The sequence below is a fragment of the Arthrobacter sp. P4_H3 genome (genome assembly GCF_056400885.1).
The window spans coordinates 41,808-63,536 of the sequence record NZ_JBFUKK010000013.1 but is presented as its reverse complement, the minus strand read 5'-3'; the positions used below and the strand labels follow the sequence as shown (position 1 = coordinate 63,536).

The following is a 21,729-nucleotide window of genomic DNA, read 5'->3' as shown; positions in this document are numbered from 1 at the left end:
GATCACAGGAGAGTCAAGAGCCGGTAGCAAACTGAAGCTGGACTCCCGCTTGGAACAAGGAACGGAGCGGATCCATGAGCGCACTTCACGCCCTGCCTCCTGTCGGGGACGAAGGGCTGTCCCAGGCAGAGGCCGCCTACCTGAAGTTGCGCGACAAGCTGATCATGCTCGAGATCCGGCCGGGCGAGCCTATCAATGACGGGCAGTTGGCCGCCGAACTCGGCTTTGGCCGGACGCCCGTACGCGAGGCCATAAAGCGGCTGGAGGTGGACCACTTGGTGGTTTCCTATCCGCGCCGGGGAACCTTTGCCACCAATGTCGACTTCACGGAACTGGCCGACGTCTCCGAAATCCGGGAGTTACTCGAACCGCGGGCGGCGCGCCGGGCTGCCACGCGGGCCACTCCCTCGATGCGCCGGGAACTGATCGAGGTCGCCAAGACGATCGCGGAGCTGGATCCCAGCCCGGCAGAGTCCCGCGACCTCATGCGCTACGACCTGACCGTGCACCGGTTGATCTACCGGGCCGCGGCCAACCCCCACCTCGAAGAAACCCTGATCCGCTACGACAACCTGGCGACTCGCATCTGGTGCCTGGTCCTGGATAAGTTGCCGTCCGTGAGCGGCCACATCACCGAACACGTTGAGCTCCTCAAGGCCGTCGCCGAGGGTGACGCAGACAAGGCGGGCGAGCTGGCCCTGCACCACGTCACGAGCTTCGAGGAAAGCATCCGGAAGGTCCTCTAGGCCGCCTCAACCCCGGACGCTCTCTCACCTTTCGCGATTGAAACCGAAACGCTCTCTCACTTTCCTCAAGAAAGTGAGAGAGCGTTTCGCCTGAAGCGGCAGGAAGTGAGAGAGCGTCCTGAGGGACGTGGCAGCGCTACCGGCCGCCGCCGATCACCCCGCTTTCCACGGCCTTAGTGACGGCGTCCGCCTCGGCCTGGGTGAGTTTGCCGTCGGTGACAGCCTGGTCGAGCCTGGTCTTGAGGGCCGCCGCGCGTTCGGCCTGGCCGGCGGCGCGGATTTCCTCCAGTGCTGCGGTGACCTTGGATTCCTCGACGCCAAGCGACGCAGCCAGGGACTTGGCCAGTGCCGCGTCCTGGGCGGCGCGGTCCGGCTTGGTGCCCTCAGCTGGCTTCGTCCCTTCGGCCGGTTTGTTGGCATCCCGGAACGTCTGGAGGGCTTCGGTCACTTTGGCCTCCTCCACGCCAAGCTTGGTGGCCAGGTCCGCTGCCAGCTGGCCGCGGTCGCCGCCCCTGTGGCCGCCCCGCATTCCGCCTTCTGTGGCGGCGGAGCCGTCTGCCGGTGTGGCGGCCTCGGCCGACGCGGTGGCACTGGGGCTTGGGGTTTCGGCCGCCGATGCCATCCCGGTGACTCCCAGTCCGGCGCCCAGCGCCAATGCCCCGGCCGAAAGGCCAAGCGTGATTCTCTTCATGCGTGACATCTGATGTCTCCTCGATCCGCCGTGTGAAACGGCTCTTTGGGAAGAACGGCCGGTGTGCACCGTTCCTCACTCAAAGATGCGGCGCCAAGGTGTGGCGCTGCTGTTCGGATCCTGTCGGCATGCTGTGAATGCCGCCCGGGAGGTGAGGTCACGCGTCGGGGGCGTCTGAGATGAATGGGGACTCAGCCGTTTCTCTTCCAGCTCTTTGGCCACTTCATGTTCAGCAGCAGCAATCCCAGTAGGAGCGCGTCGACGGTAATAATTGCCGCCGTGAGGTAAGCCCAGCCGATCATCATGAGTTGCTCACCACCAGACGGGAGCACGAAGTGCGGGGGAGGATCCTAATTCCCATGACAATCTCCTGACGTGGATCCCCCCAGTCAATCGATAGTCCACCAAGTGTGGCATGTCCGCGGTCCGGACGGAACGGCCGCCACTACTCGAATTCGGCACTGAAAATCACCCGCAAGCCCGCCGGACACTTGCACCGCCAGAGACACTTGCTCCACTCCAGACAGCGCCCTGCACCGGAAGGGCTGGTGGCCGGGCGCAACACAAAACGGCGGCCCGCACCAAAAGGTGCGGACCGCCGTCGTGCGATCCCCCGTGGGCAAGCCCTGGGGTCCCGCTGATCGACCGGTCGGGATCAGATGATCGCGGCCCGCAGCTCCTTGGCAGCAAGTGCGGGGTCGGCGGCGCTGTAGATGGAACCGCCGACGACGGCGACGTCCGCACCGGCGCGCTGCACGGCGTTGATGGTGGAGATGTTCACTCCGCCCGCGACCGAGAACGGAACACGGGCTTCCTCGCCGGCGCTGAGCAGGACGTCCAGGTTGTACCCCGGCTTGGCCTGTTCGTCCAGGCCGGCGTGGAACTCGATGAACTTGGCGCCGAGTGCGCGGGCTTCCTTCGCCCGGGTCACCTTGTCCGCAACGCCGATAAGGTCAACGACGATGCCCTTGCTGTGGGCCTTCGCTGCCTTGACCGCCCCGGCGATGGTGGAATCGTCGGCGCTGCCGAGGACGGACACCAGGTCCGCGCCGGCGGTGAAGGCAATTTCGGCTTCCAGCTCGCCGGCGTCCATGGTCTTCATGTCTGCGAACACAATCTTGTCGGGGTGGGCGGTCTTGATGGCGGTCACGGCGGACAGTCCGGCGTTCTTCACCAGCGGCGTGCCGAGTTCGATGATGTCCACGTACTCGGCCACCTTGCCGGCCAGTTCGAGGGCGGCTTCGACGGTCAGGACATCCATGGCGACTTGCAGTTTCACGTGTGTTCTCTTTTCAGGTTAGGAGAGGGGTTTGGGTGGGATCAGGGCGGGTCGGTGTTGGTTCTATTCGAGGTTCGCGTGGCGCTGCCAGAGTTCCTCCGCGGCCGCCGCGTCGTCGTCCCAGAGGCTCTGGAACACGGCTTCGGTGGTGGCGAACAGCACCTGTTCGAAGAGGCTGCCCGAATACTGCCGGGACAAGGCCGAGCCGTGGTCCGTCTTTTGGGCGGCCGGGATGAGTACGACGGCGGCAGCAACTGCCGCGAGCGGGGAACCGGAGTTGGTGGTGTAGGCAGCCACCCGCGCGCCTTGGCCGGCCGCGGTTTCCGCCGCCTTGACGACACCGGCGGTGGTGCCGGACCCGGAAGCTGCGAGCAGCAGGTCGCCGGCACGGATGGCGGGCGCTGTCGTCTCACCGACGACGTGCACGGTCAGGCCCAGATGCATGAGCCGCATGGCTGCCATTTTCAGGACAAGGCCGCTGCGTCCGGCGCCGGTCACGAAGATCCTGCCAGCCAGCCTGAGCTCGGTCACGAGGGCCGCGACCTGCGCCGGGTCGACGCGCTGGAACACTTCGCTGATTTCGTCCTGGACAAGGATCCGGTTGCGGCTAAAGGCCCTGGACGTGTCGGCCAGTGCTGCCGGATCGGCTTCTGCGATGACGCTCATGGGCGGGTACCTCCTTCGGGAAAGTTGTTACCTATTCATCCTTGCCTGCCTGTTGGGTAGGTCCAACGACATGATCGAACGGTCTTTACTACCCAAAGGGATAGCTGAATTCTCCATACGTCGTACAATGGGCAGGTGGCAACCCTTACCGATGCACCCGACGTCCATTCCCTGCCCCGGCCCGACCTGGCCAGGTTTGTGGGCGAGGCCCAGCCGATACTCGAGGCCATCACCGCCCTGTCCACGGCCCCGCTGGCCACCATCGCCCAGCGGCTGCGGGAGGCCACCCTCCCCTACCTGGGCAGCAGCGCCATGGTCATCTTTACCGAGGACTGCACGGGCCGCCCGCAGAAGAAGGCGGGCGACGAGTCGATCATCAGCCGTGTGTCCATCGCCGAACTGGACCACATCCGGGCGTCGCTGCGCGGTGCTGATTCCGGCGAGGATGCCGGCACGGGCTCCTGGCAGGTCAAAAGCTGGCAAGGCGGCGGCTGGCAGGGCGAAGCGGTGCTTGGCGGCGAGCCGCACCCGGTCCTTGCCCTGTCCTCACCGAGCAATGCACTGCTGGTCCTCGCCGATCCGCAGCCCCGCCCGGACCCCGCCCATCACGCGGCGGCTGGCCGGATGCTCCGCTACCTGTGGACGCTGGCAGCCGAGCGGATCCGGGAGAAGGTGGCCGATGCGCCGCCGTCGTACCTCATTGAATCCCGCGCGGCCTCGGCAGAGCGCGTCAGGGTGACCGCCGAATTGGTGGACCGCCACTCCACCACCCTGGAAACCCTGCTCGCCGCGTTGCGGTCGCCCGCTCTGGGCGACGACGCGGCGCGGAAGGCTGCCACCGACGTCGCCGCCAAGGCACTGGTGGGGCTGCGCACACTCAGCGACCGCACCACGGAGCTCGTGGAAGAACAGGTGGCCACAGCGTTCCAGCGCCTCCGCGAGGACCTGAAACCGCTCATGAACTACAGCGGGATCGACGTCCAGTTCATCGAACCTCCCGTCAATGGCCGTGCGCTGCCCGGCGAAGTGGCCCACGCCGCCCGGGCGATTGTCCGCGGGCTGGTGCTTGCCATGGTGGACCAGTCCGGCGTCCGCCGGATCCGCACACAGTGGGATTGCGACGGCGAGAACCTCCTGGTCAACGTCCGCGACGACGGGCCCGGCGAACTTTCCGTGGCGGCACCAAATATGGCCCGCCTTGCCCAGCGCGTCGAAGCCCTGGACGGCACCATGTCGGTGGATGTGATGCCAGGCTGGGGTGCCGACGTCGCCGTCTCACTCCCCCTCGATCCGCCGGCCCACCAGCTCCCCGACGTCACGGGCTGGAAGCTCGGGGACAGGGAGCTCGAGGTGCTGCAGCTGCTGGCCGCCGGCCACCGGAACCGGGCCATTGCGACGAAACTCCACGTCACCGAAAACACCGTGAAGTTCCACCTCCGCAACATCTACCGCAAGGTGGGCGCCTCCTCCCGCACGGAAGCGATTGCGATGGCACACAGCAACGGGCTGCGTTAGCACAGACCGGGAACTGCGCCGTGAACGAGAGGACTCCACCACATGGGATTGAAATTCGCCCGGCCGGGCGGTTCGAGGACGTCAAAACGATGGCGGGCTTCACCAAAGCCGCCGATACCGACTCAGTCATCAATGGCTTCCACCGCGTGCTGATGCGCCTGGACTTGCGTCAGGCCGCCTAACTCATCGTCACAGAAAACCCCTGGAGAGCATGGACCATGGCTTCAAACAATGACCCCGAACCCGACATGGACGCGGAGGAAGGTCACCACGGCGGTGTCCAGTCTGTTGACCGTGCCCTTCTGGTCCTGGAAATTCTGGCGCGGGACGGCCACGCGGGCGTAAGCGATATCGCCGAGGAGATGGGTATCCACAAGTCCACGGTTTCCCGATTGATGGGTGCGCTGGTGACCAGAGAAATGGTCCAACAGAACGGCGAACGGGGTAAATACCGGCTGGGGTTCGGCGTCCTCCGGCTGGCGGACGCCATCCCTGGGCGGCTCAGCCTGGTGCGCGAGGCCCGGCCGATCCTGGAAAGCCTCGCGGACGAGTTCAAGGAAACGGTGAACCTGGCCGTGTTACGGTCCAACTACGCCGTCAACCTGGACCAGGCCATGGGACCCTCAACCCTTGCCATGTATGACTGGGTGGGCAGTCTGACGCCACTCCACGCAACCTCGAGCGGGAAAGTCTTGCTGGCAGCGCTGACCACGGATGAACGGACCCGCGTGTTGAAGGAGACCGGGCTTCCGGCCCGAACCCCCCGGACCATCACCAGCCGGAGCAAGCTCGAAACCCAGCTTCTCGACGTCGCCCGCGACGGCTACGCGGTGGCCCGGGAGGAGTTTGAGATCGGACTGACATCCATGGCCGTGCCGGCGTACAACCACTTGGGAGCGGTGATCGGCGCGGTCAGCATTTCCGGGCCGTCCTTTCGTTTTGATCCGGAGACGGCACCGGGGCTCCTCGAAGCACTGAAGCAGGCGGGCCTGCAGATTAGCGCAAGGATGGGCTACAGGTAGCGGCTGGCACCGCTCGCAGGCGCTGCGTGATCCTAGTATGCGGCGAACAGGGCCGTCCGCACGGCCTTCTCAAAGCCGTCCACGTGCATGCGAGCCAGTTCAGCCGCCCTGGCCTCGTTTCCTTCAATCACCGCTTCAAGCAGGTCGAGATGCTCATGCACGTGGCGCGAAAGGTCCGGCAGGCGATCCAAAACCATGCACCAGATGCGTGTAGCCAGGTTGTCATAGCGGATCAACACGTCTTCCAGATGCGGGTTCGCCGCCGCCGCATAAATGCCCCGGTGCACGCGCGCGTCCAACCCCAATGTCTCTACGACACTTGCATGCTCAACATCGAAGGACTCCACTGCACGCGCGATGAGCCGCAGATGCTCCCGAGCTGCCGGCGTCGCCACCCTGGCGGCCCGTGAAGCAGCGAGCGGCTCCAGCTGGGCTCGTATCTCCGAAATGAAGGCCAGGTCGGTCACCTCAACGCGTGACGCGAAGGTTCCCCGCCTCGGGTAGGTTACAACGAGCCGGTCAAGTTCCAGGCGCTTGAGTGCTTCCCGCACCGGGGTCCGCCCCACACCTAATTCCTTGGCCAGTGATTCGTCGTTCAGCAGGTCGCCGGGTTTGATGTCGAGGGTTAGCAACCTGTCGCGGATGCGCTCGTAGGCAATGTCAGCCAAGGACCGTGGGCCGGCGGCTTCCGCCGCGGCCAAAGCTTCGAATGCCACAGCAACGCCCTCTCGTATCGGCCAATTCCAGCCATTGACCTGGTCTTTCCATGAGTATACGCTAGGGCGGAACCTAATATATCAGTAACTGCAAGATGAATATATCAAAGGAGGGGACACCCCATGGCCCATAATCGTGCGGCCGCCCTAAAGGTTGTGTCCAACTGGAGCGCACTCATTCCAGGGGACTTCGTCACGGTGGTGGACTCGAATACGCTTCTCCATGCTGGCTGGATAGATGACTTCACCGAGGATGGCGCAATCATCTGGCTGGTTCTGGCTTCCGGCCTCGGCCGCCGTATGTTTTTCCGGCAGGACGGTGATCGCGTCACTGTTGAAGCATCGTAGGGACCTACCCACTGTGCATCAGATGGTGAGCACAATCGCGCGGTCACAGAACCGCGCGAATCAAATTCTCAAATTCCGTAACGTGTTTGGTAGTTAGCCGGGCGGCGGCATCCGCGTCGCCGTCTGCGATGCATTCAAGCAGGCCAACGTGCTGAGCAATGTGTTCCGAGACCGGAGGAAGCTTTTCCAGCACCAGGCTCCAGATGCGCGTTGCCAGATTGTCGTAGCGGATCAGGACATCCTCGAGATGCCGGCTGCCAGCCGCACGGTAGATGCTCCGGTGGACTTTCATGTCCAGCCGCATGAGGTCCCGCTGTCCCCGCCGGCCATCGAGCAGGATCTCGACTTCCCGCGCAAATTCCCTCAGCTCCTGACGCGTCCGCGGAGACGCCATACGGGCGGCCCGAGCTGATGCGGCGGGCTCCAACAGTTGGCGAATCTCCGATATCTCAGCGAGGTCGGTAATATCCACGCCAGCAGCAAAGGTTCCCCGGCGAGGGTATGCCACCACAAGGTGGTCACTTTCCAGCCGCTTCATGGCCTCGCGTATAGGAGTCCTGCCGACGCCCAAACGGCGAGAGATAACCTCATCGTTCAACGGCTCGCCAGGTTTGATGTCCAGGACAATCAACTCGTCACACAGGACGCGGTAGGCGTAGTCCGCATAGGACTCGTCCTCCTGCTTCACCGGCGCGTCCAGTTCACCTACCTCAACCGGTAGGTCTCCGCTGCTGTTCACCTTGGTTTCCTTCCAATCTACGACCGAGCCTTGACTGCGGGCCCCCGCGACCATAATATTCCTACAACTGATATATCAATACTTCAGAACAAGAATGTCAAGGCTGACGCTCCAGTTTGGGCGGTGGGCTACAGCCGAAGCCGGCGGGACGACGAACCGAGCATGCGAAGGAGCGAAAACCATGAGCACCGAATCTGCCGAGCAGTTACGGGTGGAGGTCGTTCCATCCGCCAGCCTCCTTGAAGCGCTTTCCCGCGTCTACCCGGCGCCGAACCCGGTTAGCGTAACTTGCCTACCCCACCATGGACCGTCGAGGACCGTCGAGGCCTCTATTGAACTTGCAAGCCTGGGCTACAACGTGGTCCCTCACCTTGCAGCCCGAAGCATCGCCAGCCGGGCTGAACTGTACACGTACCTGGAAACGCTGGAAGGAGCGGGAATCTCAGAGTTGTTCCTGGTGGCGGGCGACAGGCGGGGCCCCGCAGGACCGTACTCCTGGAGCGGGGACCTCATCAGAGACGTCAGGATGTTCTCCTCCGACTTCGCCATAGGCATAGCGGGCTATCCGGAGGGACACCCACGCCTCACACCATTCCAGCTCCGAAGTGGCCTGGAGAAGAAGTGGACCCTGGCGGATTCCATGGTTACCCAGATGTGCTTTTCGGCCGAGGCGGTGGCCCGGTACCTCGATGTGCTGAGCCGTGAGGGAGTCCGCTTGCCTGTTTGGATCGGAGTTCCTGGCCCGATCAGCACGAAAAAGCTACTCGCCATGGGAGCACGGCTCGGAGTCGGACGTTCACTTAAACTGGCCCGCGGCACTGGCATGGCCAAGGCTCTGTGGGGACGCGGCGATTTTTTGAACTTTGACAGCAACCGGTTGATGCGCGACATGCAAACGAAGCTGGCCGACAATCCCATGTTCGCCGGATTCCACATCTATTCCTTCAACGACCTGGAACGACTCCCGGGAATTCTCAACGCGCTTCCACCCATGGATCCGCCCGCTCCCCGCGTCCAGCGCGAAGCCAACCTATACCACCCGGCCAAGACGTGAAAGAAGAACCCATGGCCTCAAAAGTCCCTTGCGACAATATTGACGAGACGGTAAACCTGCCGTGGCACGGAGTCGACCTCCCACGCGTCGAGCGCGCCATCCGGGAGTTCCTCCTCGCAGTCGGCGAGGACCCTGACAGGCCCGGCCTGGCTGAAACCCCGGCACGCGTGGCCCGCGCCGCAGTAGAAATGTACGGCGGGCTCCACAAGGACCCCGCGGAGGTACTCGATAAGACCTTCGATCTCGGCCATGAGGAGTTGGTGCTTGTCAAAGACATCCCCTTCTACTCCACCTGCGAACACCACCTTGTACCCTTCCACGGAGTTGCACACGTCGGTTACATCCCGTCGCCGGAGGGGCTGGTGACGGGACTCAGCAAACTGGCCAGATTGGTGGACACGTTTGCCCGCAGGCCGCAGGTGCAGGAACGACTGACAACCCAGGTGGTCGACGCCCTGGTAGCGGCCCTCCAGCCGCAGGGGGCGATCGTTGTCATCGAATGCGAACATCTGTGCATGTCCATGAGGGGCGTCAGGAAGCCAGGAGCTAAGACGATTACCTCCGCAGTCCGCGGACAGCTACGGCTTCCCGCGGCCCGGGCCGAGGCGCTGAGCTTGATCCGGGGGCGATGATGAAGCCGGGACGTCATTCACCGTCACTTAGAGGCGCTGATATATCTTTAAGATATGCTTAAGATATCAATGCCGAGTACCGCAGGCCTGGCTGCTCGATCACGAATTGCTCCCTGTCGCTGAATGTAAGTTTCGTTTCCCGTGAACGGTGTTCCGGGGGCCTGATACCTGGGGAGGTAAACGCCGGAACACCGCTTTCGGGAAACGAGCAAACACACGGCATTGCCAGAAACGGCGTAGCCCGGAACTGGTAGCAGCACCATTCGGTTCAACAGCTTCTCGACCCAATCATCCCCACTTCATCAACGAGGGAGCCAGCTGTGGCAGTCCAAGTCCTTTCGACTGGCGATGCGCGACCGGGCAAGCCCAACAGCCTGATCATTGATCAGCCGCTGGCATGGTCAGACGCGCGTCGTCTGGCTTTTGACTGCGCCACGCCGATCAGCCCAGGGCCAATTCCGCTTGGCGACGCGATAGGGCGGGTGCTGGCTGTTGACGTTACAGCCCTTCAGAGCCTTCCCCACTACGCCTCCTCGGCAATGGACGGCTGGGCGGTTAACGCCGGTGGCCCGTGGGCAGTCACGGAACCAGGGCAGCACCTCGATCCCGGCAGTGCCGCCCCAATCGTCACAGGCGGTGTCATACCGCCGGGCGCGCAGGCCGTGCTGCGGCTAGAGAGCGGACAGCTGACAACCGGTCCGCACGGGCAGCCCCTCCTGGTTCTGCGCGCGGACGCGCCGGCCGGTGAACCCCGCGTAGGTCAGCACATCCGGAGGTCGGGCTCGGAAGCGGCAGCTGGTGAGACTCTGATTGCAGCAGGCACCACCATGAACCCTGCCCACATAGCTCTTGCCGCGGTGGCCGGTTTTGACGAGCTCGAAGTTCTCGGCAAACCACATGTTGAGATGCTGCTCACGGGCTCCGAGGTGGTGTCATCGGGCATTCCGCTCCCAGGACAGGTCAGGGACACCTTCGGACCGCAGCTTGGGGCCGTCATTCGCCTGCTCGGGGGCATCCCAGGGGCCCAGCATCGCGTTGGCGACTCCTTTGAGGAGTGGCTGGCAGCGCTGGAAGCCTCCGGAATCGGATCCAGTCAAGGGGCCGATGTAGTCGTTACGACCGGCGGGACTGGTCGTTCCGCTTCGGATCACTTCCGACGTGCCATTGCCGAACTCGGCGGGCAGCTCCTTATTGACGGCATCGCGATGCGGCCTGGCCACCCCGCTGTCCTGGCCAAGCTGCCCAACGGGCGCTTCGTCGTCGGGCTGCCGGGAAACCCGCTGGCGGCACTGATGGCCCTCTTCACCATCGGCAGTCCGCTCCTGGCCGCGCTGGGCCACCGGCCCCTTGGCGAAATCAACCCGCTACCCTGCGGGACTGCGATCGATGCCCACAAGGCACCAACACGCCTTATGCCATTTCGCATCCTCGACGGCATGGCGCTACCGGTCCAGCACACCGGGCCCGGGATGATGCGCGGCCTGGCCGCGGCCGATGGTGTCATGGTGGTTCCATCGCGCGGCGTCCAACCGGGGGAACCGGTTCCCTCGTTCACTCTTCCGTGGCGGCCGGAATTGCAGTCGTTCCCCGTGGACCGATCGATCGGAGCAGCACCATGGCACGCATGACACAGCGGCGGAAAGTCCAGAAGTACCTCCTGGACGGCTCGCCCGCCGCCCTTCAATACCCCGTGCGGTTCAGGGAGGACATCCTGGCGGCGGAGGAACCGCTGGAAATTCGGCTCGGCAATCTCTCCTTTGCCGTCACGATGAGAACCCCCGGCGACGACTTTGACCTGGTTGCCGGCTTTCTCGTCTCTGAAGGCATCATCAGGAATCAGTCGGACATCGTGTCCCTGAGGTTTTGTGCCGGTGAGGACCAAGAAGGCAAGCAGACGTTCAACGTCGTCGAGGCCCGGTTCCGCGAGGGCCTGCAGCTCCCCGATACCGGTCGGCACATCTACACGTCCAGCTCATGCGGGATCTGCGGCAGCGATTCCATCAAAGCCGTCCGCAAGACAGTCACCTTCGACATCAAGCAGGACCATCTGCGCATACCGGTCGACATTCTGGCGCAGCTGCCCGCACGGCTGCGCGAAGCTCAGGCCCTCTTCGACAAGACCGGCGGGGTTCACGCAGCAGGACTGTTCAGAATCCACAGCGGGGGCGGTGCCGAGCTCCTCTGCCTTCGTGAGGACGTGGGACGCCACAACGCCGTCGACAAGGTAGTCGGGTGGGCGCTGCGGGAAGGGCTTCTGCCCCTGAGGGGGACAGTCCTTCAGGTCTCAGGGAGGGCCTCGTTCGAACTTGTCCAAAAGGCTGCCCTGGCAGGAATTCCGGTGCTGGCTGCGGTCAGTGCACCCTCAAGCCTGGCCGCAGATCTCGCTGCCGAGACCGGCATTACCCTGGTGGGTTTTAGCCGGGGAAGCAGCCTAAATGTGTATGTCGGCGGTGACCGGCTCGAACCACTCGGTCAAAGAGCGAACGTCAACGCCACAGCCTAAATCCTGACCGGCGACCGAACTTGTGGCCGAATAAACTGCAGTGGGCGGCCAGCCCGTCCGCATCTGGGCCGCTCACCGGGATGGTTCTGTGGAGTGGGTCGGCTCGGACAGTGAGGCACACGCTGTGTTCGCCACGCAGTCCGGTGCTCCCGTCACTTCCGACGGCCAACAAGCTCTGAACCGCTCCCTCGCTACAGCTGATGCGACGGCGCCCTAAACCGGCGCCCGACAGCCCCTGATACGAACACCCCGCCGCGGACCATCCGCGGCGGGGTATTCTGCGTTCCGTTAATGGCGAAGTGACGATGCCGTGCCATTCCGGTCTAGGATCGTTCCTGTGAAGCAAATAGGACGGTACAGACGGCAAGGCCCGCCGCCCGTCACGGCATCGGCGTGGGGGCACCAGCGATGGCTGCAAAAGACGAGCTAGAAGCTGAGGGTCCGGGTGGAGGCGTCCAATCCGTAGACCGCGCCTTCCAAGTACTGGACATCCTGGCCAGAACCGGCCATGCCGGCGTCAGCGAAATCGCCGAAGAACTGGGTGTTCACAAATCCACGGTCTCAAGACTGCTGGGATCGTTGGTGGCCAGGGAGATCGTCCGGCAGAACAATGATCGCGGAAAATATCAGCTGGGCTTTGGAATCCTCCGACTCGCCAGCGCTATTCCCGGCCGCCTGAGCCTGGTGCGGGAGGCCCGTTCGATCCTGGAAAGCCTCGCGGACGAATACAAGGAGACGGTGAACCTGGCCGTGCTGCGGTCCAACTATGCCGTCAATGTGGACCAGGCCATGGGGCCCTCCACGCTCGCCACCTACGACTGGGTGGGAAGTCTCACGCCACTCCATGCCACCTCCAGCGGCAAGGTCCTGCTGGCGGCCCTGTCTGTTGACGAACGGGACCAGATATACAAAAGCGTCAGCCTGGCAGGCCGGACACCCCGCACCGTCACCGACCGGAAAACCTTGGAGAACCAGCTCCTCGACATTTCCCGCAATGGGTACGCAGTGGTGCACGAGGAATTTGAGATCGGACTAACCGCAGTTGCTGTGCCTGTTTACAACCACGTTGGAACGGTCATCGCGGCCGTGAGTATCTCGGGACCGTCATTCCGATTCGACCCGGAAAATACACCCGATCTCATTCAGGGCCTGCGCGAGGCCGGGCTGAGGATCAGTGCAAAGCTGGGCTACACCGGGCATTAAACGCCAAGCCGGTGGCTGAGCTTGTATCGACAAGCTCAGCCACCGGGTTCGGCTTAGCGGGACGGGGTGACGTCGCCGACCATTTCCTGTACCCAGTCGTGGAACGCGCTGATGTGGTGCTCGCTGGGGACCAGCACGCCGCCCTTGGCGTAGACCTTCGAGCCCATAGCCGGCTGGCACCGCTCGCAGGCGTCAAAGTCCTGCTGGTTCACACGGTGGAACAGCTCCACCGAGGCGCTGACATCCTTGCCGCTCTCCACCACGCTGGGCAGGTAAAGCCAGTCGCACTCCACTATCGTGTGGTCCGCGGCCATCGGGAACATACGGTGGATGATCACGTGGTCCGGGACCAGGTTCACGAACACCGTGGGCTTGATGGTGATCGCGTAGTACCGGCGGTCCTGGTCCTCGCTCACGCCCGGGATCAGGTCCAGACCCTCCGAGCCGTCCACGGTGAAGCCCTTGACGTCCTCACCGAACTCCGCACCGTGGCCCACGAAGTACTGCGCGGCCAGGCCGTCGGCGAACTCCGGCAGGACCTCGGTCAGTTCCGGATGGATGGTGGCGCAGTGGTAGCACTCCATAAAGTTCTCAATGATCAGCTTCCAGTTCGCCTTCACGTCATAGCGGATCCGGCGGCCCAGGCTGAGGTTGGCCACATCGTAGCCGTCAATGGCATGCACATCACCGAGGCGTTCCTCGATGGCGCCCATGACTTCCTCTTCGAACGACGGCGGCTCGTCCGCCAGGCACACCCACACATACCCCAGGTACTCGCGGATGTGGACCTTCACCAGCCCGTACTCGTCCCGATCGATGTCCGGCATCTTGGTCAGGTTCGGCGCCGCGATCAGCTTGCCCTCAAAATCGTAGGTCCACGCGTGGTACGGGCACTGGAACGAACGCGCGGCTTCGCCCTTCTCCTCCATGCACAGCTTCACCCCGCGGTGCCGGCAAATGTTATAGAAACCACGGATCTGGCCCTTGCGGGTACGGCTGATCAGCACGCTCTCCCGCCCAATCTGAACCGTCTGCCACGCCCCGGCCTTATCCAGATCAGCCGAGCGGACAGCACAGAACCACATCTGCTCGAAGATCCGCTCCTGCTCCGCCCGGAACACCGCCTCATCCACATAAGTGGACCCCGGCAGCGTAGGAATCAGGCTCGGGGTACTAACCTCAACAGACAATTTGTCCTCCTAACGAACAAAGATCACAAACAACGAAAGCCACGTTTCGTAGAGACAGATTTCACGTACGGATTTTGAATCACGACAAGACCGCGGCCCCCACCAGTGCGGAGGTGTCCGCGACCGGCGCTGTGAGGTTCCGCCGCCACTTGGTGAACAGCTTCGGCTGGTTCATGCCCAGGACCGCCACCGGCACATCCTCGCGGTAGTACACGGCAAGGCAGCTGTGCGTCAGGACATCACCAACTTCGATTTCCAGACGGTCGTAGCCGGCGGAGTGGCCGGCGAACTGTAGCTTGACGCCGTACTGGTCGGACCAGAAATAGTGCGGTTTGGCCGGCTTCGGCACGGCGTCCGCGTCGAGGAGCGCCTCGACAGCCACTGTGGCGCGCTCCATGGCGCCGGTCCAGTGCTCGACTCGATGGTGAGTGCCCGCGGCATGGTCGAACCAAGCGGCGCAGTCCCCCACGGCCACGATTCCCGGCAGTCCGGTGCGGCCCATGGCGTCACACACGACGCCACCCCGCAGCTCCAAGCCGGAGCCCTCCAGCCACCCGGTGTTCGGCTCGGCTCCGATGCCCACTACCACGACGTCGGCGGGCACATAGCGTCCTCCCGCCAGCCGGAGTCCGGTCACGTTGCCTTCGCCGCTGTAGAAATCCTCAATGACGGCAGATGAAATGAGCTCCACCCCGTTGGCTGCGTGGAGTCCGGCTACAACGCCACCCATCTCCGAACCCAGCTGAGCGGCGAACGGCACCGGCCTGGCGTCGATCATGGTGACGTCCATGCCCCGCGATGCGGCAGCGGAGGCGACTTCCGCGCCGACGAAGCCGGCACCAATCACAGCCATCCTGCTGCCGGGCACCAGTTCGGGTGCAAGGCTTTGTGCGTCCGCAAGGGTGCGCAAGGTGAAAACGTTGCTCAACCCGGCAAGGGTAGGTAGCTGCCGCGCCCTCGCGCCGGTGGCGATAACAATGCCGTCCGCGTGCACGGTGCGGCCGTCCTTCAGGGTGATGGTCCGCGAAAATGCATTCAGTGAAGCGGCTTCTGCGCCCAGGATCCATTCAGCCTCCAGCTCGTCGGCGTCCGATTCCAGGAAAAGGTCCTCCACTGTGACCGTACCGAGCAGGAAGTCCTTGGACAGTGGCGGCCTGTCGTAGGGACGGTGCTGCTCATCGCCGATGATGATCAGTCGTCCGGTAAAGCCTTGGGCGCGGGCTGCACGGGCGGCGGAAAGACCCGCCAGAGAGGCTCCCACAATCGCAAGCGTCTTCATTTCGACGTTCCTCTTTCAATTGCTTTCAACGCAACAACAAGCGCTATATGCAACAGCGTGATCTACGCCACGGCCACTGTCAAGGCTCGCCCGGTGGACGGGGCCGAGTCCCGCAACAGAGAAGAAATACCTTGACAAGCCGTGTGACCTGGAGCACGCTGTTGCTTATCGCGATTGCTGTTGTTTCCTGCGGAACTCAACCACCGGGCGTTGCGAGGTCAAGGTTCCACAAAACAACGAAGAGGTCCTTCGATGCACAAGGCATGCCCGCTCAGCGAACTGGCACCCGGCGAAGCGCTGCGGCTGAATACGTCGCCGCCCATTGCCGTCTTCCACACCGAGGAGGGCGAACTCTTTGCCATTGACGACACCTGCACGCACCAGGATGCCTCCCTGGCGGACGGCTGGGTGGAGGACTGCTGGGTCGAGTGCCCGCTCCACGCGTCCAGGTTCAACTTGCGCACGGGAAGCGTCGACGCCCCGCCGGCCAAGCTGCCGGTCCGCTCCCACGAAGTGACGGTGATCGATGGCGACATCATGATCACTGAATCCGAAGAGGCTCCCAACCTCCCCCCTGGCCTGACAGTCGACGGCCACATCTAGCACCAGCCCATGAATCCAAACAAAGGACTACCTCATGGCACTGAATAGTGACATTGGCTTAAAAGATGATGAACGACAAAACGAAGATAAACTTCCGGATGACTCCAAGGAGTTGCAAGGGCAACCCGCCATCCTCGTGATCGATGGCCCGGATCCACTCCCTTCCGCGCCCCACCTCGACACCGAGGACTATGACCAGATTCTGCAGGAGTTGCGTCAGTCCAAGACCGAGCAAGCAGTTGCGGATCGCCGCAACCGCAGGCTCAGCCTCGACAAGGTCACGTTCGGGATCACCGGCGCCATTGCCATCGCTTTTGTGATCTGGGGTTTCGTGGGACGCGACAGCCTCTCCGAGACCTCCACAAGCGTCCTGAACTGGGTCATGGAGTACACCGGCTGGCTCTTTATGGTCACCGCTTCGCTCTTCGTGGTCTTCGTCCTCTGGCTGGCCCTGGGCAAGTTCGGCAACATCCCGCTGGGCAAGGACGGCGAGAAGCCCGAATTCCGTACCGTCTCCTGGGTCTCGATGATGTTCGCCGCCGGCATGGGCATCGGGCTCATGTTCTACGGCGTAGCCGAACCGCTCTACCACTACATCTCTCCCCCACCGGGCACCGTGGACGGCCGCACCCCCGCAGCCATCCAGACCGCGATGGCCACCTCGATCTTCCACTGGACCCTGCACCCCTGGGCCATGTACGCCGTCGTGGGCATCGCCATGGCCTACGGCACCTACCGCCTGGGCCGCCGGCAACTGATCTCCGTCGCCTTCACCTCACTGTTCGGCATCAGGATGGTCGAAGGACCGGTCGGGAAGTTCATCAACATCCTGGCCATCTTCGCGACCCTCTTCGGCACCGCCGCCTCCCTGGGCCTGGGCGCCCTGCAGATCGGCAGCGGCATGACCTCCAACGGCTGGTTCGGCGAAATCGGCACCCCYGTGCTCGTAGTGATCGTCGCCATCCTCACAGCCTGCTTCGTGGCCTCCGCCGTCTCCGGCATCAGCCGCGGCATCCAGTGGCTCTCCAACATCAACATGGTCCTGGCCGTCGTCCTGGCCCTCATCGTCTTCATCGCCGGCCCCACCCTGTTCATCCTCAACCTGATCCCCTCCGCAGTCGGCGACTACGCCCGCGACCTGGCCGAAATGTCCTCCCGGACCGAAGCCGTCGGCGACGAAGCACTGCGCAGCTGGATGACCAGCTGGACCATCTTCTACTGGGCCTGGTGGATCTCCTGGACGCCGTTCGTAGGCCTGTTCATCGCCCGCATCAGCCGCGGCCGCACCATCCGCCAGTTCGTCACCGGCGTCCTGCTGGTCCCCAGCATCGTCAGCGTCATCTGGTTCGGCATCTTCGGCGGAGCCGCCTTCCACGTCCAGCAGGAAGCCGACAAGGCCAACACCCCCGGCCTGGTCACCATGGTCAACGGCACACCGTCCGTCAACTTCGACGGAGCCCTCTTCGACCTGGTCAAGAACCTGCACATGCCGGGCTGGCTCACCGCAGCCGTCATCGTCCTGGCCATGGTCCTGGTCGCGATCTTCTTCATCACCGGCGCCGACGCGGCCTCCATCGTGATGGGATCACTAAGCTCCAACGGCGCCGAACACCCCCGCCGCGGAGTAGTCATCTTCTGGGGCTGCCTCACCGGCGCCGTGGCAGCAGTCATGCTACTGGCCGGCGGCGACAAACCCTCCGAAGCCCTCGCCGGCCTCCAACGAATCACCATCGTCGCGGCGCTACCCTTCGTCATCGTCATGCTCCTGCTCTGCTTCGCCCTCGCCAAAGACCTGCGTCGGGACCCCCTCGCCCTGCGGCAACGACTCGCCACAACCGTCGTCGAACGCGCCATCCGCACCGGCGTTGAACAACACGGCGGCGTCCAATTCGAACTGGTCACCAGGCATGAATGCGACGAGCGTTGTTCCGCCGACGCTCGCTGCCCCGGCGATGCAGCGAACAGTGACAGCGGCAGCAGTGACGCCACCAAAGCCGACGCCAGCAATTAGGAGAGAACCGTGACCACACTCATTGAAAGCCGCCCCGCCGGCGCCGCGACCGGACCAGTGACGGCCGTTGCCGGCGCCGCGACAACCATCTCCAAGACCCGTCCGGCGGAATTTGTCCTCACCCTGGCCTGCCCCGAGCGGCCCGGCATCGTGCGGGCTGTCACCGCCTTCCTGGCCGACCGCGGATTCGACATCGTGGAGCATCAGCAGTTCGATGACCACGTCAGCGGCAAGCTCTACCTGCGCACGGCCTTCACGGGGGGCGGCTCCGGTTCCGGCGACCGGGCACGTGCGGAGCTCGGCCAGGTCGCGGATGGCCTGAGCGCCGAGTTTGAAGCGACAGCCGGCGAATTCGGCATGGACTTCACCATCCACGACGGCAGGCCCCAGCGGCTCCTGGTGATGGTGTCGAAGTTCGGGCACTGCCTCAATGATCTGATCTTCCGTTCGCAGGCTGGCAGCCTGGGCGCAGAGATCGCCCTCGTGGTTTCAAACCATGAGGACCTGCGCTCCATGGCCGAAACCGCCGGTCTGCCCTTTATCCATGTTCCGGTGACCCCCGGCACAAAGGCGGAGGCCGAGGCACGGCTGCTGGACCTCGTTGCCGAGTACGATGTGGACCTTGTGGTCCTGGCCCGCTACATGCAGGTCCTGTCCAACGAACTGTGCACCCAGCTGCGCGGCCGCGCAATCAACATCCATCATTCGTTCCTGCCTGGCTTCAAGGGCGCTAAGCCTTACCACCAGGCCTACGACCGCGGGGTGAAACTGGTCGGTGCCACGGCACACTACGTGACGCCCGACCTGGACGAAGGACCCATCATCGAGCAGGAGGTTTTTCGCGTGGACCACAGCCTCGATCCGAACGCCTTGGTGACCGTGGGCCGGGACGCCGAATCACAGGCCCTGTCCCGGGCTGTGAAATGGCATTGCCAGCACCGCGTCCTGCTCAATAGCACCCGCACCGTCGTATTCCGCTAACGCGAACCAGGAGAACTACTTATGAGCGCATCACCACGCGTCGTCATCATTGGCGCCGGTATCGTCGGCACCAACCTTGCGGATGAACTGGCCAGCCGGGGCTGGACCAACCTCACGGTTGTCGAACAGGGGCCGCTGGAACTGGCGGGTGGATCCACCTCGCACGCCCCGGGCTTGGTTTTCCAGACCAACCCGTCCAAGACCATGACGGAGTTCGCCAGCTACACCGTAGACAAGCTGCTCTCCCTTAGCGCCAATGGAGTGTCCTGCTTCAACCAGGTGGGGGGCCTGGAGCTGGCCACCACCGAAGCCCGCCTCGAGGATCTCAAGCGCAAGCTCGGCTACGCCGCCTCCTGGGGAATCGACGGCCGGCTCATCGACGCGGACGAATGCGAGAAGCACTGGCCGCTGTTGAACAGCGGCGCTTTTGCCGATGGCCGCAAGGTCCTCGGCGGTCTCTACGTGCCGTCCGACGGCCTCGCCTCAGCCGCCCGTGCGGTCCAGCTCCTGATCAGCCGGACCCAGGAGGCCGGGGTGACCTACCTCGGTTCCACCACGGTCACGGGCATCGCACAGCGGGCGGGCAGGGTCACCGGCGTCGAAACCTCCTCCGGTGTCATCCCGGCGGACATCGTGGTGTCCTGCGCCGGGTTCTGGGGCCGCGAGCTCGGCAAGATGGTGGGCATGAAGGTGCCGCTGCTTCCCCTTGCCCACCAGTACGTCAAGTCCACGCCGGTGGCCGAGCTCGCCGGCAACAACGAGATGCCCAACGGCGCCAGCAAGCCCATCCTGCGCTACCAGGACCGCGACCTCTACTACCGCGAACACGGCGACCGGATTGGCATCGGCAGCTACGCCCACCGCCCCATGCCCGTCGACATGGACCGGCTGCCCCGGGTCGGTGCGGAGGAGATGTCCGATCACCGCATGCCGTCCCGGCTGGATTTCACCATGGAGGACTTCCTGCCCGCCTGGGAAGACAGCAAGGAACTCCTTCCGGCCCTCCGCGGCGCGCAGATCGAGGACGGCTTCAACGGCATCTTCTCCTTCACTCCCGACGGGGGACCGCTCATGGGCGAGTCCCCCGACGTCGGGGGCTTCTTCGTGGCCGAGGCCGTCTGGGTCACCCACTCGGCCGGCGTCGCCAAGGCCATGGCCGAGCTGCTCATCGAGGGCCGGTCCCGCACCGACCTGCACGGCTGTGAGCTGACCCGCTTCGAGAAGGTCCAGACCAGCGACCAGTACGTCAGCGAAACGTCCCAGCAGAATTTCGTGGAGATCTACGACATCCTGCACCCGCTGCAGTCCAAGGAATCCCCCCGGGACCTGCGCGTCAGCCCGTTCAACGTCAGGCAGAAGGAGCTGGGAGCGTTCTTCCTGGAGTCCGCCGGCTGGGAGCGCCCGCACTGGTTCGAGGCCAACCGCGGCCTGCTCGAGGAGCTGCCGGCGGAATGGCAGGCGCCGGAGCGGGACGAGTGGTCCGCCATGTTCCACTCCCCCATCTCGGCTGCCGAAGCGTGGAAGACGCGCACCGCCGTCGGACTTTACGACATGACGCCGCTGAAGCGGCTGGAGGTCAACGGACCGGGAGCCCAGGCGCTGCTGCACCGCCTGAGCACCGGCAACATTGCCAAGAAGCCCGGCGCCGTGACGTACTGCCTGCTGCTGGAGCACGACGGCGGCATCCGCAGCGATGTGACCGTTGCCCGCCTTGCGGAGGAACAGTTCCAGCTGGGCGTTAACAGCAACGTGGACTTCGACTACCTGCGGGTCGAGGCCAGGAAGCAGTCGGCCGCGGATCCTGCCCAGTGGGTGCACGTCTCAGACATTACGGGCAGCACGTGCTGCATCGGGCTGTGGGGCCCGCTGGCACGTGAAGTGATCGGCAAGGTCAGCGCGGACGACCTCAGCAATGACGGCCTGAAATACTTCCGGACCAAGGAAATCTCGGTGGGCGGCATCCCGGTCACGGCCATGCGGCTCTCCTACGTCGGCGAGCTCGGCTGGGAGCTCTACACCACGGCGGAATACGGGCTGAAACTCTGGGACCTCCTCTTCGAGGCCGGGCGGGAACACGGCATCATCGCGGCCGGGCGCGGCGCATTCAACAGCATGCGGCTGGAGAAGGGCTACCGGCTGTGGGGCACCGACATGACCTCCCAGCACCACCCGTACGAGTCCGGCTTGGGCTTCTCAATCGCCAAGGACAAGGAAGGTTTCGTGGGCTGCGAGGCCCTGTCCGCGCGCAAGGAGCAGCCGGCCACCCGGGCGCTCCGGTGCCTCACCGTGGACGACGGGACGTCCGTGGTGCTGGGCAAGGAACCGGTGTACGTCAACGGTGAAGCCGCCGGGTACGTCACGAGCGCGGCCTACGGCTACTCGGTGCGCAAGCCGATTGCCTACGCCTGGCTGCCGGCCGCTGTCTCCGTCGGTGATTCCGTGGAAGTGGAGTACTTCGGCGAGCGCATCGCGGCGACCGTCACGGCCGAACCGCTGTTTGATCCCGGCATGGAGCGGCTGCGCGGCTAGCGCCAGCGCACCGTCCTGACCT

General features: G+C 64.1%; 21 protein-coding genes. 14 read left to right on the top strand and 7 right to left on the bottom strand.

The window, feature by feature from the left end; all coding sequences use genetic code 11:
• Positions 1 to 74: 74 nt before the first annotated feature.
• Positions 75 to 746, top strand: coding sequence for a GntR family transcriptional regulator (locus tag AC1DRE_RS17135; protein ID WP_476985717.1), 672 nt, complete (start codon positions 75 to 77; stop codon positions 744 to 746).
• A 136-nt stretch (positions 747 to 882) separates the two neighbouring features.
• On the opposite strand, the gene AC1DRE_RS17130 is transcribed toward AC1DRE_RS17135, so the two are convergent.
• From AC1DRE_RS17130 to hxlB, 3 genes are all read right to left on the bottom strand, one after another.
• On the bottom strand, positions 883 to 1,446 hold the full coding sequence (locus AC1DRE_RS17130; RefSeq protein ID WP_476985716.1) for a hypothetical protein: 564 nt from the start codon (positions 1,444 to 1,446) through the stop codon (positions 883 to 885).
• Between the two features lie 646 nt (positions 1,447 to 2,092).
• Positions 2,093 to 2,716 (bottom strand): 3-hexulose-6-phosphate synthase, encoded by a 624-nt coding sequence (hxlA, locus tag AC1DRE_RS17125; protein WP_476985715.1) that lies wholly within the window; start codon positions 2,714 to 2,716, stop codon positions 2,093 to 2,095.
• Between the two features lie 63 nt (positions 2,717 to 2,779).
• Entirely contained in the window at positions 2,780 to 3,382 is a 603-nt protein-coding gene (hxlB, locus tag AC1DRE_RS17120) for a 6-phospho-3-hexuloisomerase (protein WP_476985714.1), read from the bottom strand.
• Between the two features lie 186 nt (positions 3,383 to 3,568).
• Between hxlB and AC1DRE_RS17115 the strand changes: the two genes are divergently transcribed.
• Genes AC1DRE_RS17115 through AC1DRE_RS17105 form a run of 3 tightly spaced genes read left to right on the top strand, consistent with a single transcriptional unit; the run spans position 3,569 to position 5,919 of the window.
• On the top strand, positions 3,569 to 4,897 hold the full coding sequence (locus AC1DRE_RS17115) for a helix-turn-helix transcriptional regulator (protein ID WP_476985778.1): 1,329 nt from the start codon (positions 3,569 to 3,571) through the stop codon (positions 4,895 to 4,897).
• A gap of 20 nt (positions 4,898 to 4,917) precedes the next feature.
• Positions 4,918 to 5,079: a hypothetical protein gene (locus tag AC1DRE_RS17110; RefSeq protein WP_476985713.1), complete on the top strand. Its 162-nt coding sequence runs from the start codon at positions 4,918 to 4,920 to the stop codon at positions 5,077 to 5,079.
• Positions 5,080 to 5,115: 36 nt separating this feature from the next.
• Positions 5,116 to 5,919, top strand: coding sequence for an IclR family transcriptional regulator (locus AC1DRE_RS17105; protein ID WP_476985712.1), 804 nt, complete (start codon positions 5,116 to 5,118; stop codon positions 5,917 to 5,919).
• Between the two features lie 32 nt (positions 5,920 to 5,951).
• Here the strand turns inward: AC1DRE_RS17105 and AC1DRE_RS17100 are convergent, their stop codons facing one another.
• Entirely contained in the window at positions 5,952 to 6,635 is a 684-nt protein-coding gene (locus AC1DRE_RS17100; RefSeq protein WP_476985711.1) for a GntR family transcriptional regulator, read from the bottom strand.
• Positions 6,636 to 6,758: 123 nt separating this feature from the next.
• Here AC1DRE_RS17100 and AC1DRE_RS17095 point away from each other — a divergent pair, with 123 nt between their 5' ends.
• Positions 6,759 to 6,983: a hypothetical protein gene (locus AC1DRE_RS17095; protein ID WP_476985710.1), complete on the top strand. Its 225-nt coding sequence runs from the start codon at positions 6,759 to 6,761 to the stop codon at positions 6,981 to 6,983.
• Between the two features lie 43 nt (positions 6,984 to 7,026).
• On the opposite strand, the gene AC1DRE_RS17090 is transcribed toward AC1DRE_RS17095, so the two are convergent.
• Positions 7,027 to 7,683 carry a GntR family transcriptional regulator gene (locus AC1DRE_RS17090; protein ID WP_476985777.1) on the bottom strand — a complete coding sequence of 219 codons (657 nt, stop codon included), beginning with the start codon at positions 7,681 to 7,683 and terminating at the stop codon, positions 7,027 to 7,029.
• Between the two features lie 133 nt (positions 7,684 to 7,816).
• Here AC1DRE_RS17090 and AC1DRE_RS17085 point away from each other — a divergent pair, with 133 nt between their 5' ends.
• The 5 genes from AC1DRE_RS17085 (at position 7,817) to AC1DRE_RS17065 (ending at position 13,114) form a co-directional block, all read left to right on the top strand.
• Positions 7,817 to 8,776: a methylenetetrahydrofolate reductase gene (locus AC1DRE_RS17085; protein ID WP_476985709.1), complete on the top strand. Its 960-nt coding sequence runs from the start codon at positions 7,817 to 7,819 to the stop codon at positions 8,774 to 8,776.
• An 11-nt stretch (positions 8,777 to 8,787) separates the two neighbouring features.
• Complete coding sequence (gene folE / locus AC1DRE_RS17080) at positions 8,788 to 9,408, top strand: GTP cyclohydrolase I FolE (protein WP_476985708.1); 621 nt, start codon at positions 8,788 to 8,790, stop codon at positions 9,406 to 9,408.
• Positions 9,409 to 9,728: 320 nt separating this feature from the next.
• Positions 9,729 to 11,036 carry a molybdopterin molybdotransferase MoeA gene (locus AC1DRE_RS17075; RefSeq protein ID WP_476985707.1) on the top strand — a complete coding sequence of 436 codons (1,308 nt, stop codon included), beginning with the start codon at positions 9,729 to 9,731 and terminating at the stop codon, positions 11,034 to 11,036.
• Complete coding sequence (fdhD, locus tag AC1DRE_RS17070) at positions 11,024 to 11,911, top strand: formate dehydrogenase accessory sulfurtransferase FdhD (RefSeq protein ID WP_476985706.1); 888 nt, start codon at positions 11,024 to 11,026, stop codon at positions 11,909 to 11,911. The genes AC1DRE_RS17075 and fdhD overlap by 13 nt, the downstream gene beginning before the upstream one ends.
• Positions 11,912 to 12,319: 408 nt before the next feature.
• A complete protein-coding gene (locus AC1DRE_RS17065; RefSeq protein WP_476985705.1) occupies positions 12,320 to 13,114 on the top strand; it encodes an IclR family transcriptional regulator in 795 nt (264 codons plus the stop codon).
• Positions 13,115 to 13,167: 53 nt separating this feature from the next.
• Here AC1DRE_RS17065 and AC1DRE_RS17060 read toward each other — a convergent pair whose 3' ends face one another.
• Both AC1DRE_RS17060 and AC1DRE_RS17055 read right to left on the bottom strand, forming a co-directional pair.
• Complete coding sequence (locus tag AC1DRE_RS17060; RefSeq protein WP_476985704.1) at positions 13,168 to 14,304, bottom strand: aromatic ring-hydroxylating oxygenase subunit alpha; 1,137 nt, start codon at positions 14,302 to 14,304, stop codon at positions 13,168 to 13,170.
• A gap of 79 nt (positions 14,305 to 14,383) precedes the next feature.
• Positions 14,384 to 15,583, bottom strand: coding sequence for an NAD(P)/FAD-dependent oxidoreductase (locus AC1DRE_RS17055; protein ID WP_476985703.1), 1,200 nt, complete (start codon positions 15,581 to 15,583; stop codon positions 14,384 to 14,386).
• Positions 15,584 to 15,835: 252 nt separating this feature from the next.
• On the opposite strand from AC1DRE_RS17055, the gene AC1DRE_RS17050 reads away from it, so the two are divergent.
• From AC1DRE_RS17050 to AC1DRE_RS17035, 4 genes are all read left to right on the top strand, one after another.
• Entirely contained in the window at positions 15,836 to 16,186 is a 351-nt protein-coding gene (locus AC1DRE_RS17050; RefSeq protein ID WP_214966667.1) for a bifunctional 3-phenylpropionate/cinnamic acid dioxygenase ferredoxin subunit, read from the top strand.
• A gap of 112 nt (positions 16,187 to 16,298) precedes the next feature.
• Positions 16,299 to 18,197 (top strand): BCCT family transporter, encoded by a 1,899-nt coding sequence (locus tag AC1DRE_RS17045; protein WP_476985702.1) that lies wholly within the window; start codon positions 16,299 to 16,301, stop codon positions 18,195 to 18,197.
• 9 nt (positions 18,198 to 18,206) lie between these two features.
• On the top strand, positions 18,207 to 19,178 hold the full coding sequence (gene purU / locus AC1DRE_RS17040) for a formyltetrahydrofolate deformylase (protein ID WP_476985701.1): 972 nt from the start codon (positions 18,207 to 18,209) through the stop codon (positions 19,176 to 19,178).
• Between the two features lie 21 nt (positions 19,179 to 19,199).
• The gene (locus tag AC1DRE_RS17035) at positions 19,200 to 21,707 is read left to right on the top strand and encodes a GcvT family protein (RefSeq protein ID WP_476985700.1); all 2,508 of its coding nucleotides are present in this window, start codon (positions 19,200 to 19,202) and stop codon (positions 21,705 to 21,707) included.
• The last annotated feature ends 22 nt before the right edge of the window (positions 21,708 to 21,729 follow it).